11 protein-coding genes are annotated in these 13,218 nt (G+C 64.8%); 8 read left to right on the forward strand and 3 right to left on the reverse strand.

Going from position 1 to position 13,218, the window contains the following annotated elements; genetic code table 11:
* Nucleotides 1-84 precede the first annotated feature (84 nt).
* Nucleotides 85-3,636: a PAS domain S-box protein gene (locus KI611_RS19115; RefSeq protein WP_226417232.1), complete on the forward strand. Its 3,552-nt coding sequence runs from the start codon at nt 85-87 to the stop codon at nt 3,634-3,636.
* Nucleotides 3,637-3,690: 54 nt separating this feature from the next.
* On the forward strand, nt 3,691-4,725 hold the full coding sequence (locus KI611_RS19120) for a patatin-like phospholipase family protein (protein ID WP_226417233.1): 1,035 nt from the start codon (nt 3,691-3,693) through the stop codon (nt 4,723-4,725).
* A gap of 17 nt (nt 4,726-4,742) precedes the next feature.
* On the opposite strand, the gene KI611_RS19125 is transcribed toward KI611_RS19120, so the two are convergent.
* Entirely contained in the window at nt 4,743-6,581 is a 1,839-nt protein-coding gene (locus KI611_RS19125) for an EAL domain-containing protein (RefSeq protein ID WP_226417234.1), read from the reverse strand.
* Nucleotides 6,582-6,742: 161 nt separating this feature from the next.
* Here KI611_RS19125 and KI611_RS19130 point away from each other — a divergent pair, with 161 nt between their 5' ends.
* The 5 genes from KI611_RS19130 to KI611_RS19150 all read left to right on the forward strand — a co-directional run bounded on the left by KI611_RS19130 (nt 6,743) and on the right by KI611_RS19150 (nt 10,476).
* On the forward strand, nt 6,743-8,845 hold the full coding sequence (locus KI611_RS19130) for an ATP-binding protein (protein WP_226417235.1): 2,103 nt from the start codon (nt 6,743-6,745) through the stop codon (nt 8,843-8,845).
* Nucleotides 8,842-9,228 (forward strand): response regulator transcription factor, encoded by a 387-nt coding sequence (locus KI611_RS19135; RefSeq protein ID WP_226417236.1) that lies wholly within the window; start codon nt 8,842-8,844, stop codon nt 9,226-9,228. The genes KI611_RS19130 and KI611_RS19135 overlap by 4 nt, the downstream gene beginning before the upstream one ends.
* A 3-nt stretch (nt 9,229-9,231) precedes the next feature.
* On the forward strand, nt 9,232-9,702 hold the full coding sequence (locus KI611_RS19140; RefSeq protein ID WP_226417237.1) for a chemotaxis protein CheX: 471 nt from the start codon (nt 9,232-9,234) through the stop codon (nt 9,700-9,702).
* 77 nt (nt 9,703-9,779) lie between these two features.
* Entirely contained in the window at nt 9,780-10,010 is a 231-nt protein-coding gene (locus KI611_RS19145; RefSeq protein WP_226417238.1) for a hypothetical protein, read from the forward strand.
* Nucleotides 10,011-10,026: 16 nt separating this feature from the next.
* Nucleotides 10,027-10,476: a GNAT family N-acetyltransferase gene (locus KI611_RS19150; protein ID WP_226417239.1), complete on the forward strand. Its 450-nt coding sequence runs from the start codon at nt 10,027-10,029 to the stop codon at nt 10,474-10,476.
* Here the strand turns inward: KI611_RS19150 and KI611_RS19155 are convergent.
* A complete protein-coding gene (locus tag KI611_RS19155; protein ID WP_226417240.1) occupies nt 10,457-12,427 on the reverse strand; it encodes a methyl-accepting chemotaxis protein in 1,971 nt (656 codons plus the stop codon). The genes KI611_RS19150 and KI611_RS19155 overlap by 20 nt on opposite strands.
* Nucleotides 12,428-12,722: 295 nt before the next feature.
* On the opposite strand from KI611_RS19155, the gene KI611_RS19160 reads away from it, so the two are divergent.
* Nucleotides 12,723-12,893, forward strand: coding sequence for a hypothetical protein (locus tag KI611_RS19160; RefSeq protein ID WP_226417241.1), 171 nt, complete (start codon nt 12,723-12,725; stop codon nt 12,891-12,893).
* Nucleotides 12,894-12,940: 47 nt separating this feature from the next.
* Here KI611_RS19160 and KI611_RS19165 read toward each other — a convergent pair whose 3' ends face one another.
* Complete coding sequence (locus tag KI611_RS19165; protein WP_226417242.1) at nt 12,941-13,213, reverse strand: oxidative damage protection protein; 273 nt, start codon at nt 13,211-13,213, stop codon at nt 12,941-12,943.
* Nucleotides 13,214-13,218: the final 5 nt, after the last annotated feature.

The following is a 13,218-nucleotide window of genomic DNA, read 5'->3' on the forward strand; positions in this document are numbered from 1 at the left end:
GCGTGGCCGTGGCCGGCCTACAATGAGTCCGCCGTTTTACCCGTTCGAGGATGCCTCCGCCTTTCGCCGGGCCTTGCAAAGCACATGACAACAACTGCCCCGTCACCTTGCCGCTCCGGTTTTCCGCTGTTGCTGGGAAAGTTGTGTCTGGCCCTCGGCCTGCTGGCCGGCAGTGCGGTACAGGCCGAGCCGCGCGAGGTACGGGTCGGCGTATACGCCAACGCCCCGAAAATCCTGCTCGATGAGCAGGGCGAGCCGAGCGGCATCCTCGGCGACCTGTTGAAGGAGATCGCCCAACGCGAGGGGTGGACGCTGAAAGCGGTCAGCTGCGTCTGGCAGGAATGCCTGAGCGCGCTGAGCGCCGGGCAGATCGACCTGATGCCGGATATCGCCTACAGCAAACAGCGCGCCCAGCTCTTCGACTTTCACCGGACGCCGGCCCTGCACAACTGGTCGAATATTTACCAGCCGAACGGCGCCCACATCAATTCCGTCCTCGATCTGCGGGGCAAGCGGCTGGCCGTGCTCGCCGGGTCGAGCCAGCAGGTCTATCTGCGCGAACTGCTCGATGAATTCGGCGTATCGGCCGAACTGGTCGAAGTCGACTCGCTGGATGCCGGCTTTGCCAAGGCCGAGCGCGGCGAGGTCGATGCGGCGGCGGCCAATCGCTTTTTCGGCGACCTGGCGGCCCCGCGCTACAAACTGCGCGAGTCGTCCCTGATCTTCCAGCCATCCCAGCTGTTCTACGGCACCAGCAAAGGCCGCAACGCCGACCTGCTGACCGCCATCGACCGCCATCTCGGACCCTGGCTGGACGAACCGAAATCGCCTTATTTCGCGATCACTGAACGCTGGCTGAACCAGCCGCCCGACGACGCACCGCCCTATGTCCTGTGGGGCGTCGGCACGCTGTTCGCCGTCCTGGCTTTCGTGCTGGCCGGCAATGCCCTGCTCCGCCGGCAAGTTGCCGAGAAGGTCGGCGAAGTACACGCCAGGGAAGCCGAACTGATCCGCAGCGAAGCCCGCTACCGCGCCCTGTTCAACAATAGCCACACGACGATGCTGATCATCGATCCGCAGGATGGCGCGATTGTCGATGCCAATGCGGCGGCCAGCGCCTATTACGGCTGGTCGCATGAAGAACTGCTCGGCATGAAAATTTCCCAGATCAATACCCTGAGCCTGGACAAGATCAATGCCGAAATGGCGCGGGCAAAAATCGCCGAGACCAATCATTTCCATTTTCAGCACCGCCTGGCGAATGGCGAGATCCGCGACGTCGAAACTTTCAGCTGTCCGATCCTGATCGACGAGCGCGAATTCCTCTATTCGATCGTCCACGACATTACCGGCCGCAAACAGGCCGACGAACAGTTGCGCAAACTGTCGCAGGCCGTCAAGCAGAGCCCGGCGAGCATTGTGATCACCAACCTCGAGGGCGAAATCGAGTATGTGAACGACGCCTTCGAGCAGGCCACCGGTTATACCCGGGAGGAAGCGCTCGGCCACAATCCGCGGCTGTTGCAGTCGGGCAAGACGCCGCTGACGCATTATCAGGCGATGTGGAATTCGCTGGCCGAAGGGCACACCTGGAAGGGCGAATTCATCAACAAGCGCAAGGATGGCAGCGAATATCCCGAACTGGCCATCGTCGCCCCGATCCTCCAGGCCGATGGAACGATCAGCCATTACGTCGCGATCAAGCAGGACATTACCGAACAGAAGCGCCTGGAGCAGGAACTCGAAGGCTACAGCCAGCATCTCGAACGGCTGGTCGAGCAACGCACCGCCGAATTGTCCCTGGCCACCGCCGAGGCTGAGGCGGCCAATCAGGCCAAGAGCGCTTTCCTGGCCAACATGAGCCACGAGATCCGGACGCCGATGAATGCCATTCTCGGCATCACCCATCTGCTCCGCAACGAAGACCCGACGCCCCATCAGGCTGGACGCCTGGGCAAGATCGAGGCGGCCGGCCGGCATCTGCTTTCGGTCATCAACGACATTCTCGACCTGACCAAGATCGAATCCGGGCGGTTGCAACTCGAACAAACCGACTTTCTGCTCAGCGACGTCCTTAACCACATCGGCACCTTGAGCGGCGAATCGGCCAGCAACAAGGGCCTGCGGATCGCCGTCGACAGCGGCGATATACCGCTCTGGCTGAACGGCGACCCGACCCGGTTGCGTCAGGCGCTGCTCAACTACACCAGCAACGCGATCAAGTTCACCGAGCACGGCAGCATCCAGTTGCGTGCCCGGGTGCTGGCCGAAAACGACGCCGAACTGACGCTACGCTTCGAAGTCCAGGACACCGGAATCGGCATCCACCCGCAAATGACCGCCAAGCTGTTTCAGGCCTTCGAACAGGCCGACGTGTCGACCACCCGCAAATACGGCGGCACCGGTCTCGGTCTGGCCATCACCCGCCGCCTGGCGGCCCTGATGGGCGGCCAGGCCGGCGTCGACAGCGTGCCGGGCAAGGGCAGCACCTTCTGGTTCACCGCCCGCTTGCGGCGCGGCACCGGCGTCATCCCGGAAAGCAGCGCGCCGCCGTTCCGGAATGCCGCCGACGAATTGCGCCACCACCATGCCGGGGCGCGCGTTCTGCTCGTCGAAGACAACGAAATCAACCAGGAAGTCGGCTTGGAGCTCCTGCGCAATGTCGGCCTCCGCGCCGAGATCGCCGGAAACGGCCGGCAGGCCGTCGAGCGGGCCAAGGCGGCAGGCTACGACCTGGTGCTGATGGACATCCAGATGCCCGACATGGACGGACTGGAAGCCACCCGGGTGATTCGCCGGCTACCTGACTGGCAGGCCACCCCCATCGTGGCGATGACCGCCAGCGCCTTCGATGAAGACCGCGTCGACTGCATCGCCGCGGGGATGAACGATTTCGTCGGGAAACCGGTCGATCCCGATGTCCTCTACGCCTGCCTGCTCAAATGGCTGTCCGAACCGGGCCAGGCCCCGGCGCTGGCGGAGCCCGTCGCGCCGGATGTCTCGCCCGCCGCGGTGATCGACCGGGTCCGCCTGATCCCCGGTTTCGACGTCGACGCCGGCCTGCACGTGGTGCGGGGAAAATTCGCCGCCTATCTTCATCTGCTGCAGATGTTCGGCACCCTGCACGGCAACGACGCGACCCGCCTCGGCCAGGCACTGGCCGCCGACGACCAGGAAGGCGCCCGCCTGATCGCCCACTCGCTGAAAGGCGTGGCGGCCAATGTCGGCGCCGTCGACGTCCGGCAACAGGCGGCCGACCTCGAAGCAGCGATCAGGAGCGGCAGCGCGACGCCCGGCCTGACGCCGCTGATCGAACAGCTCGAAAGCACGCTGCAGGCGGTGATCGGGCAATTGCAGGCGAGCCTGCCGGCGGCAACGCAACATGCCAGGGAGCCGGCCGACTGGGCCATGCTGCGGCAACTCATCGACGAGCTCGAAGCCCTGCTGCTGACTGCCGACATGGGCGCCTACCAATGCTGCAGCAGACATGCCGGGCAACTGCGCGACGGGCTGGGGCCAACCGGCAAGGAACTGGTGGACAACGTCGAGGCCTTCGCCTTCCCGGAAGCACTGGAAAATATCACCCAGGCCCGCCACGAGTACCCGCAACTGCGCAGCGCGGCAAGACGCGCCTAGCCACCGGCCAACTGACCGCGCCTTTCCGATTTTTCGCCATACCCGAGATCAACCATGCCCGCCCGACCAAGCCCAAGCACTCCGCTCAACCTCGCCCTGCAGGGCGGCGGCGCCCATGGCGCCTTTACCTGGGGGGTGCTCGACGCACTGCTCGAAGACGGCCGTTTCGACTTTGAAGGTGTCAGCGGCACCAGCGCCGGCGCGATGAATGCCGTCTGTCTCGCCCAGGGGCTGATGGCCGGTGGCCGGGAAGGGGCGCGCCGGGCGCTCGATCGTTTCTGGACGGCGGTGGCACAGAGCTCGCCATTCGACCAGGGCGGCGATGGGGCGGCGCTGGCGCCGGGCCTCAAGGCGATGCTGCAATGGACTGACTACCTGTCGCCGGAGCAGCTCAACCCGTTCGATCTCAATCCGCTGCGCGACATCATCCTCGAACAGATCGACTTCACCGCGCTGCGCCAGCACAGTTCGGTCAAGCTGTTCATTGCCGCGACGCACGCCAACTCCGGCAAGCTGCGCATCTTCCAGAACGCCGAGCTGTCGATCGACAGCCTGCTCGCCTCGGCCTGCCTGCCGACCATCCACCGCAGCATCGTAATCGATGGCGAACCGTACTGGGATGGCGGCTACAGCGCCAACCCGGCGGTTTTTCCGCTGTTCTACCAATGCACCGCCGCCGACATCCTGCTCGTCCTGCTCACCCCGCTGCATTACGAGGAAACGCCGGAGTCGGCCCAGGACATCAAATTGCGCCTGCGCGAACTGGCTTTCAATTCGACCTTCCTGCGCGAAATGCGGATGTTCGCCCACCTGCGCGACCAATTGACCCTGGCCGAGCGCCCGCGCTGGTTGCCGCGCTGGCTGCCGCGCAGCCGCTTCGAACAGCGGGCGAACGATATCCGCTTTCACGCCATCACCGCCGATGCGCTGCTGAAAACCCTGCCGCCCGAGAGCAAGCTGGCCGTCAATTTGCCTTTTTTCACCCGCCTGCGCGACAGTGGGCGTGAACATGGCCAAGCCTGGCTGAAGGCCCACCAGGCGGCGGTCGGCCAGCGCTCGACGCTGGATCTGGCGGCGCTGTTCTACTGAACTACCCGGCCGGCGGATCAGTTCAGGACGTGTGACACCTGCTGGCAGATCCCGTCCGCCGGGCCCGGGCGCCGCCGGTCGACGAAGACGCTGCCGCCGAAGTCTTCACCAAGCGGGCTCCTGGCTTTTTTCTTCGCCTGCTTTTTGGCCATCGAGGCAGCCGCCGCCACTTCGCGGTGCGACTCGCATTCGCCCGGGCCGACCCGCACGGCGCCGATCGACAGCGTCGGCAAGGCCTGAAAGCTCAGTTCGCCGCGCCGGTTTTCGGCCATGTAGCCGCCCTGCGCCTGCTCTTCCGGCGTCAGCAAGCCGTTCATCGCCTCGGCGAAGGCACTGACCAGTTGCCAGCTGCGCATTTCCCAGTCGCTGCTCTGGAAAATAATGAAAAAATCGTCGCCGCCGATATGGCCGACGAAATCCAGGCGCTCATCGGCAATCTCGCCGACCAGCCGGCCCAGCGTCTGGATCACGTCGTCGCCCCGGCGGTAGCCGAAAGCGTCGTTGTACGGCTTGAAATTGTCGATATCGACATAGGCGGCGACAAAGCTGCTGCCGGCCACCAGCATGCGGTCGATGTGCTCGTTGATCGGCACGTTGCCCGGCAGCTGGGTCAGCGGATTGGCATAGCGGGCGGCGCTGATCTGCATTTCGGTGATGGTCGCCATCAGGTCGTGGCTGCTGCCGACGCCGAGATAGCTGCCATGGCCGGTGACGATGAAGCCGTCGTACAGGTAATGCTTGGGGGCCAGCGCCAGCATCAGCGCCAATTCCTGAATGGTAGCGTGCTCGTCGACGACGAGCGGCGCGTGATCCATGAACATTTCGCAGCTCTTGCGGCCGAACAGCTCGCGGCGGAAGGGGCGGGCAAAACGGTCGATCATGCTGTGCCGGTTGATCATGCCGATCGGCTGGCCGTCATGGACGACCGGCAGGACGTCAAGTTCCGGGTCGGCTTCGAAACGGTCGATGACCAACCCGTTGGTCGCATCCTGCGGCACCGGCTCGATCGGGCGCAGCAAGGTCCGCGCCGTCGGCATCTTGCCCGGGCCGCCCATCATCGGCGACAGCGACAGGCGTTGCTGGCCGAGCGCGCTGACCACCTCGCCCGGCAACAGCCGAACCGGGTGCGTCTCCGGCCGGGCGATGAAATAGCCCTGGCCGCAGGCGATGCCCATGTCGCGGATGCAAGTGAAATCGACCGCCCGCTCGATGCCTTCGGCGACCAGCGAGGCATTGCAGATTTCGGCGAGATCCTGCATGGCGCGAACGAAATGGAACTTGATCCGGTCGTCGGCGATGCCGTGCACGAAATGCTTGTCGATCTTGACGAACTCCGGCCGCAGCTCCGACCACATGCGCAGATTGGCGAAACCTTCGCCGAGATCGTCGATGGCGATCTGGAAGCCGCGCCCGCGATAGTGCAGCAGCGCCTCCTGAATGCCCGGCATGTCGGTGATCTGCTGGTTTTCGGTCAGTTCGATGACGACCCGGTTGGCGGCGATGCCCAGTTCGGCGAGCAGCTCGCGGGTGTAGCCGTTCATCAACTTGTTGTTGAGCAGGCAACCCGGCGTGACATTGAGAAACAGCCGGCCGGCCAGGCGCTGGGCGGCGAAGGCCCGCAAGCTGGCTTCCCGGCAGGCATGTTCGAGATCGAGCGACAAGCCGGCCCGGCTGGCGGCGGCAAACAGCTGATCGGGAAATTGCAGCGGGCTGTCCTGCGGGCCGCGTATCAGCGCTTCGTAGCCGAGGACGGCGCGCACGCGGAAATCGATGATCGGCTGGAAAACCGGATTGAGCAGCCCCTCGGCCATGATCCGGCGTAGTTCGGCGGCTTCTTCATCCAGCAGGACAATCATCGTGGTGCTCTCAGGTAAACAAGGCCCGCAGTCTAGGAAGCAAATATTTCAGTTCCGTGAATTTCGCCAAACGGTTTCCCTTATTTAGGCCGGGCAGGCCATTTCACAATACTGTAATGATCGCGCGGCAAGCTGGCCGGCCCGTTTCTCGTCAGGCTGTCATGAAAACCCTGCTGGCTGCGCTCTTTGGAAAATACCGGGATCTGGTCCTGGCCATCGGCCTGTTCCTGCTTATCGATGCCGGCGTCTCGGCCATCAATATCTACACCTCCCGGCAGATCGAGGCCGACACCCGCCTGATCAATACGGCCGGCCTGCTCCGCACCTATTCGCAGCAACTGACCAAGGGCCTGCTCAGCCTCGATGCCGATCTGCGCAACGAACAGCTGAGCCAGTCGAGCCTGGCCGAAATCTCCGAGGCCCGCCTCGGCTTCGACGATGCCCGCCGGACGCTGGAAAGCCGGCTGGCCGAACATCCGACGCTCGGCCTGATCGAACCGGAAAGCCTGCGGACCGAGGCGGCCGAGCATCTGGCCCAGGTCGTCCACACCTGGGAACCGATCGAGCGCGAAGTCGGGCCGCTGCTGGTCAATGCCGACCCGGACCAGGAGGCGGCCAGTGCCGCCGTGCAAAAGGCGGTGACCCGCAACAACCGGCTGTCGCGACAGGCCAACGACCTGACCGAAAGCCTCGAGGAAATGGCCCGGCAAAAGACCGTCACCGTCCGCCTGATCCAGGCGATCGCCATCTCGCTGGCCTTCCTCAACTTCATCTTCATCGTCTTCAAGTTCATCGGCAAACTGGCCGCCAGCGACCGCCAGACCGCCGCCGCCCGCGAAGAAACCGGGCGCATCCTGGGCAGCGTGCGCGAAGGCTTGTTCCTGCTCACCGACCAGCGGCTGGTCGGCCACCAGCATTCGGCTTCGCTGGAGCGCCTGTTCGGTCGGCAACTGCTGGCCGGCGCCGACTTTCACGCCTTCCTCGGCCACCTTACTTCGCCGGAAAATGCTGCAGCGGCCAAGGACTACATCGACCTGCTGTTCAACCCGAAAATGAAGCAGAACCTGCTCGAACAGTTGAACCCGCTGCAGGAAATCGAACTGTTGAGCGAGCAGCGCCAGCGCAAGGGGCCGAGCCACCTGAGCTTCGCCTTCGACCAGATTCGCGAGAACAGCCAGGTGGTCGCGCTGCTGGTCAGCGTCTTCGACGTCTCGCAGAAAATCCGCCTGGAACGCGAACTGGCCGGCGCCAAGGAGCGGGCCGATAACGAGATCGCGCTGCTGCTCGGTGTCCTCGACCACAATCCGGACGACGTTGGCGCCTTCCTCGGCCGGGCCGGCGCCATGCTGCAACTGATCAATGGCGAACTGCAGGGCATCCAGCCGAGCGCCCAGGCCTACCCGCAATTGATCAACCGCATCGCCCGCAACGTGCATGCCTTCAAGGGCGAGGCGGCAACCCTCGGCTGCGCCAGCATCGCCCGCGAAGCGCATGCTTTCGAGGAGCTGTTGCAGCCGCTGCGCCGGCGTAACAATCTCGCCGGCGACGACCTGATCCCGGTGGCCGTCGGCCTGAGCGGCCTGCTCGGCGAAATCACCAAGGTCGAAGCGGTGGTCCGCCGCGTCCGCCAATTCGCCCGCGGCACGCCCGGCGACTTGCCCGGCGACTTGCCCGGCGACTTGCCCGGCGACTTGCCCGACGACCGGCTCGGCGACAGCCTGCGGCGCCTCGAACACTATGCCAAAAAGGTGGCGGACGATCTGAACAAGGAGATCCGCTTCGAGACGGCCGTGCCGCACCTCGACCGCCTGCCGCCCGCCCTCGCCGGCCTGCTCCAGGAAGCGGTGCCGCAACTGATCCGCAATGCCATCGCGCATGGCATCGAAACGCCGGCCGAACGGCAACGGCTCGGCAAGCCGGCGAGCGGCCTGGTCCGCCTCGAACTGGCCAGCGCGCCGGACGGCACGCTGAACATGAGCATCCATGACGACGGCCGCGGCATCTCGGCCGAGCACCTGCGGGGCGTGCTGCTCGCCCGCCAGTTGTTCACCGCCGGACAACTCGCCGCAATGAGCGACGAGCAGGTGATCTCCACGCTGTTCGAGCCGGGCTTCAGTTCGCTCGACAGCGCCCATCCGCACGCCGGCCGCGGCGACGGCCTGAGCGTCGTCAAGGAGGCGCTGCGTCAGCTCGGCGGGCGCCTGCGCATCAGCTCCCGCCCCAACTCCCACACCCGCTTCATCCTGCAGATCAAGGCCGCATGAACACCCCACGCCCCGCTCACCGGATGCTGATCGTCGACGACTCGACGATCATTCGTCAGCGCATCGCCCGCCTGGTCAACAGTCCGCAATTGCCGCACATCACCATTGCCGGCCTGGCCGGCAATGGTGCGATGGCGGTCGAACTGGCGCGCGAAAACAAGCCGAGCCTGATCACCATGGACCTGACCATGCCGCTGCTCGACGGCGAAGCCTGCATCGAACAGATCATCGGCTTTCTGCCGGACACCCGCATCCTCGTCGTCTCGGCGCTGGCCGACAAGGCCACCGCCCTGCGGGCCATCAAGAAAGGGGCGTGCGGCTTCCTGCACAAGCCTTTCTCCGATAGCGAACTGCTCGAATCACTGCTCGAATTGATGGACTAAGCGATGCACGTCAAATTACGCCCGGAAGACATCGAAGTCTTTTCCGAAGCCATTACCCATTTCTTCATCACCTGTACCGGCGAAACGGCCAGCGTCCGCTCGGCTTTCCTGATCGAGCGCGATACGCCGGCGGTCTGGAACGATTTCAACGGCCTGATCGAAATCAGCGGCGACTACACCGGCAGCATCTGCTTCTCGGCACCGCGCGCCCTGCTCTCGCATGTCCTGCTGAAAATGGGCGAATCGGTATTTACCGACGACCGCCATGGCGACATCGTCGGCGAAATTGCCAACACGCTGTCCGGCCAGGCCCGCCGCCACTTTGGCGAAGGCCTGGGGATTGCCCCGCCGCGCGTCCTCGACGGCGCCGCCAAGGCATTCGTCGCCCGCGCCAGTTCGCTGCCCTACGCCATCCCGCTGCGCTGGCATGGCTACGAAGCGCATCTGGTGGTGCAGCTCGACAGCCGCGAATGAATAGCGTCATCGTCCGGAAACATTGAGCTATCATGCTTAGAGCTACTACCGGTAGTTCAACTTGCCACGAGGTTGCGATGACTGAAATGCTGTTTTGCTACTGCTGCCGGGTCCATCATCCAAAATCCCAGATGCGCCCGTTCAAGACCAAACTGGGCGAACGCTGGCGCTGCATTCGCAGCATCGAAGCGGCGGCATGCAGCCGGCGCGAACGCGACGCTTTCGGCCAGCAACAAACCGCCAACAACCGCGAAGACTCGCGCCTGGTCGCCGAACGCCATTCGCTGCTCCGCCACGACGGCCCCTGAGTCTGGCCGGCCGCCGATGGGCAAGCTGCGGATCGACACGCTGGACGCGAGCAGCCCGGCGCTGCTCGAATCCTGCACCACGCTGATCGTCAATGCCTTTGCCGACCCGGTGCGCTATAGCGCCGAGCGGGTCGGCCACGAACTGCGCAGCAACGACAAGGTTTTCTACCGCCAATTCTTCATCGCCGTCCAGGATGGCGAAATCCGCGCGGTCGGCGGCGTCAAGGCCGCCGACTGGGCGGCCAAAACCCACCTGCTCTACCTCTCCGCCGTCGCCCCGGAAAGCCGCGGCCAGGGCATCGGCCGCGCCCTGATCAAGGCGCGCATCGAATGGCTGGAAAAGAACTTCCCGAGCGGCCGGATCATCGTCTCGACCAGCCATTGCAAACGCTTTCGCAGCCTCGGCTTCGTCGATATCCGCAAAGGCACGGTGGACGGCCGCCACCTCATGCTGCGACGGTTCTAGCCGCGAAGACCGGGTAGCCGGGCCGCCCGGCCGCGGCCACCGGCGCCGCGCCGCCGAGGCGGAACTGGCCGATCGCCTGGCGCAGGTCGCCGGCCAGACCTTCCAGCTGATGCGCCGAATCGGCGGCGCTCGCCAGGCTCTTGCCATTTTCCAGCGACAACCGGGCAATGCCGGCAACCAGCGTCTCGATCCGTTCGGCTTCCCGCCGGTGCGTCGCCAGCGCACTGCTGATCCGGGTGCTGGCCGCGCCGACCTGACGCGCCTGGCCGCGGACCCGGCTCATCGCTTCGGTTGCCTCGCCGGCTCGTTCGTTGCTGCTCGCCACATGGGTCGCCGCCGTCCGTACTGCGGCGGCCGTTTCGCTGGCGATGCCCTGCATGCGCTGAATCATCTGGCCGATTTCCTTGGTGCTGAGCGCCGTCCGTTCGGCCAGCTTGCGCACTTCGTCGGCCACCACGGCAAAGCCCCGGCCGCTCTCGCCAGCCCGCGCCGCCTCGATCGCCGCATTCAGGGCGAGCAGGTTGGTCTGCTCGGCGATACCGGCGATCACCGCGACCACCGACGACACCTGCTGCGTCTCGCTCTCCATGCGGTCAAGCGAGGCCGTCGCGAGGACGATGTCGGCGCTCATTTCTTCCAGCGAACTCTTGGCCAGACTGACCGAAGCCATGCCGGAGGTCGCCAGATCGTCCGAGCTGCGCGCCACCGCATCGCTCTCGCCGGCGGCCAGGGCGATTTCGGCAACCTGCCGGCCGGCTTCCTCGACCGCCTGGACGACATGCAGCGTGTCCTGCTCCTGCTGCCGGGCCCGCTCGGCGGAAGCCCCGGCCGTCTGGGCGAAGGACAGCGAGCCGCTGGTCATCGCCTGGGCGCTGTTGACCACCTCGCCGACCAGCTTGCACATACCGTCACGCACTTCGCGCAGCGATGCGGCAATGCGCTGCAGCTCGTCCTGCCCGGCCAGTTCGATGACCACCGACAGATCGCCGGTCGCCAGTTGCTTGGCGCCGCGCGCCAGTTCCTCGATGCTCGAGGCCAGGCGGGCATAGGCGAGATACAGGCCACCACAGGACAGCAGCATGCTGCCGACAATGACCAGCACGGTAACCAGCAGATGGCGCTGGGCCAGGATCAATTCATCGCCCAGCGCATCGAGCATGGCCCGCTCGCTCTGCCGGAGCATGTCATCGGCCCGGGCCAGCGGCTGGCTGATCGCCCGGTCGATTTCATCGATGGCATAAGCCGTATCGCTCAGCGCCAGGCCATAAGCCACGGTACGGGTCAGCTCCAGCTGGGCGTCGAGGAGCGCAACCTGGGCATTGAGTTCGCCGAGGGTCGGACTGGCCCCGGCCAGCGGCTCGAGATCGCGGCGCAACTTGACCAGGGCATGCGAGGCCACGGCGACCGAGGCTGACAGTTCGGAGCGCAGGCGCTCCGCGACCATGCCTTCGCGCACCGAGACGCCGGCCAACACTTCGAGCCGGGCCAGCGCTTCGCTGAGCAATGGCAGGTCGTTGAGCCAGAGATCGGCGAGGGCCGGCAGGTTGCTGCCGGCCGGCATGCTGCCGGCGCCGCCGAACTGCTCGACGATATGCTGTTGCAGCTCGGCAATGACCGCGCCGAAACTGGTGAAGATCGGCAAGCGCTTGCGGCCGCTGCTCTCGTCCGGCGTAATCGCCAGCAGGTTCGCCGCCTTTTCGGCAAAGGCCGGGGGCACGGCGGTGGCCGGCATTTTTCCCGACAACCCGGCGGCCGCCTTGGCATCGCCGGCGCCGGCCAGGAACAGCCGGGTCCGCTGCTGGCGCAAGTCAAGCAATAGCTGGCGCGGTGCCGCAAGCTGCTGCAGCGAGGCGAGGCGCGCTTCGACCTCCTGCATGGCTTCCCAGCGCAAGAGCAGATGCGGCAAGGCGACAAGAAGAAAGGCAACCGTAAATACCAGGGCGATCGCCATGAAAAATCCGCGAAAGCCGAGTCTGCCGAGTAGAACACCCGATCCAATTTTCAACACTAAAAAACCCCGAGATGACGATGTACGGCCGACACCGTAGGGCGACTTTGTTAAGGTATTGTGACACTGGTTCCGGCGTCACGACCCTGCAATATTGCATGGTAATAGTTGATGACATTGCCTACCCGGAAAGACGCCATGCCAAACGCTTGCTTCGCTGTCGCCCACCTCGCCCAGCCCTTGGCCGACCGCCTGGCGGGCTGGCCGATCGCCTCTCTCCCCAGCCGAGGAAGCCGTGATGGAAAAGAATGACCGTAGCGACATCGCCAGCTTTCCCGAATTGTTCGACGGCATGGAACAGTTCATCGAGGAATTTGCCGGCGGCATCCGGCGCACCGGCTTTCGTCTAGCGATTGCCGCCATTCCGGGCTGCGCGTTGCTGCTGTTCGCGCTGAACAAGCTCCCCTGAAACGAAAAATCCCGCCGGGGCGGGATTTTCTGCTGGGCGCTGCCGGATCAGGACTTCGGCGGAACGTAGCCTTGAATCTGGTCGGCGCCTTCGCCGAAGAAGTGCTTCTCGAGCTGTTCGGCCAGATACTTGCGATGCTTGGCATCGACCAGGTTGAGACGATTCTCGTTGATCAGCATGGTCTGCATCTTGATCCATTGCTGCCAGGCCTCTTTCGAGACCGATTCGAAAATGCGCTGGCCGAGGGCGCCCGGGTAGGGCGGCTGGTCCAGACCTTCAGCCTCGCGGCCGAGTTTGATGCAATTGACGGTACGTGCCATGTGAA

The sequence above is a fragment of the Dechloromonas denitrificans genome (assembly GCF_020510685.1).
Taxonomy (GTDB): domain Bacteria; phylum Pseudomonadota; class Gammaproteobacteria; order Burkholderiales; family Rhodocyclaceae; genus Azonexus; species Azonexus denitrificans_A.

Excerpts from the sequence above, each read along its gene's own strand:
- KI611_RS19115 (WP_226417232.1), top strand. The coding sequence starts at position 85 with ATGACAACAACTGCCCCGTCACCTTGCCGCTCCGGTTTTCCGCTGTTG.
- KI611_RS19120 (WP_226417233.1), top strand. The coding sequence starts at position 3,691 with ATGCCCGCCCGACCAAGCCCAAGCACTCCGCTCAACCTCGCCCTGCAG.
- KI611_RS19125 (WP_226417234.1), bottom strand. The coding sequence starts at position 6,581 with ATGATTGTCCTGCTGGATGAAGAAGCCGCCGAACTACGCCGGATCATG.
- KI611_RS19130 (WP_226417235.1), top strand. The coding sequence starts at position 6,743 with ATGAAAACCCTGCTGGCTGCGCTCTTTGGAAAATACCGGGATCTGGTC.
- KI611_RS19135 (WP_226417236.1), top strand. The coding sequence starts at position 8,842 with ATGAACACCCCACGCCCCGCTCACCGGATGCTGATCGTCGACGACTCG.
- KI611_RS19140 (WP_226417237.1), top strand. The coding sequence starts at position 9,232 with ATGCACGTCAAATTACGCCCGGAAGACATCGAAGTCTTTTCCGAAGCC.
- KI611_RS19145 (WP_226417238.1), top strand. The coding sequence starts at position 9,780 with ATGACTGAAATGCTGTTTTGCTACTGCTGCCGGGTCCATCATCCAAAA.
- KI611_RS19150 (WP_226417239.1), top strand. The coding sequence starts at position 10,027 with ATGGGCAAGCTGCGGATCGACACGCTGGACGCGAGCAGCCCGGCGCTG.
- KI611_RS19155 (WP_226417240.1), bottom strand. The coding sequence starts at position 12,427 with ATGGCGATCGCCCTGGTATTTACGGTTGCCTTTCTTCTTGTCGCCTTG.
- KI611_RS19160 (WP_226417241.1), top strand. The coding sequence starts at position 12,723 with ATGGAAAAGAATGACCGTAGCGACATCGCCAGCTTTCCCGAATTGTTC.
- KI611_RS19165 (WP_226417242.1), bottom strand. The coding sequence starts at position 13,213 with ATGGCACGTACCGTCAATTGCATCAAACTCGGCCGCGAGGCTGAAGGT.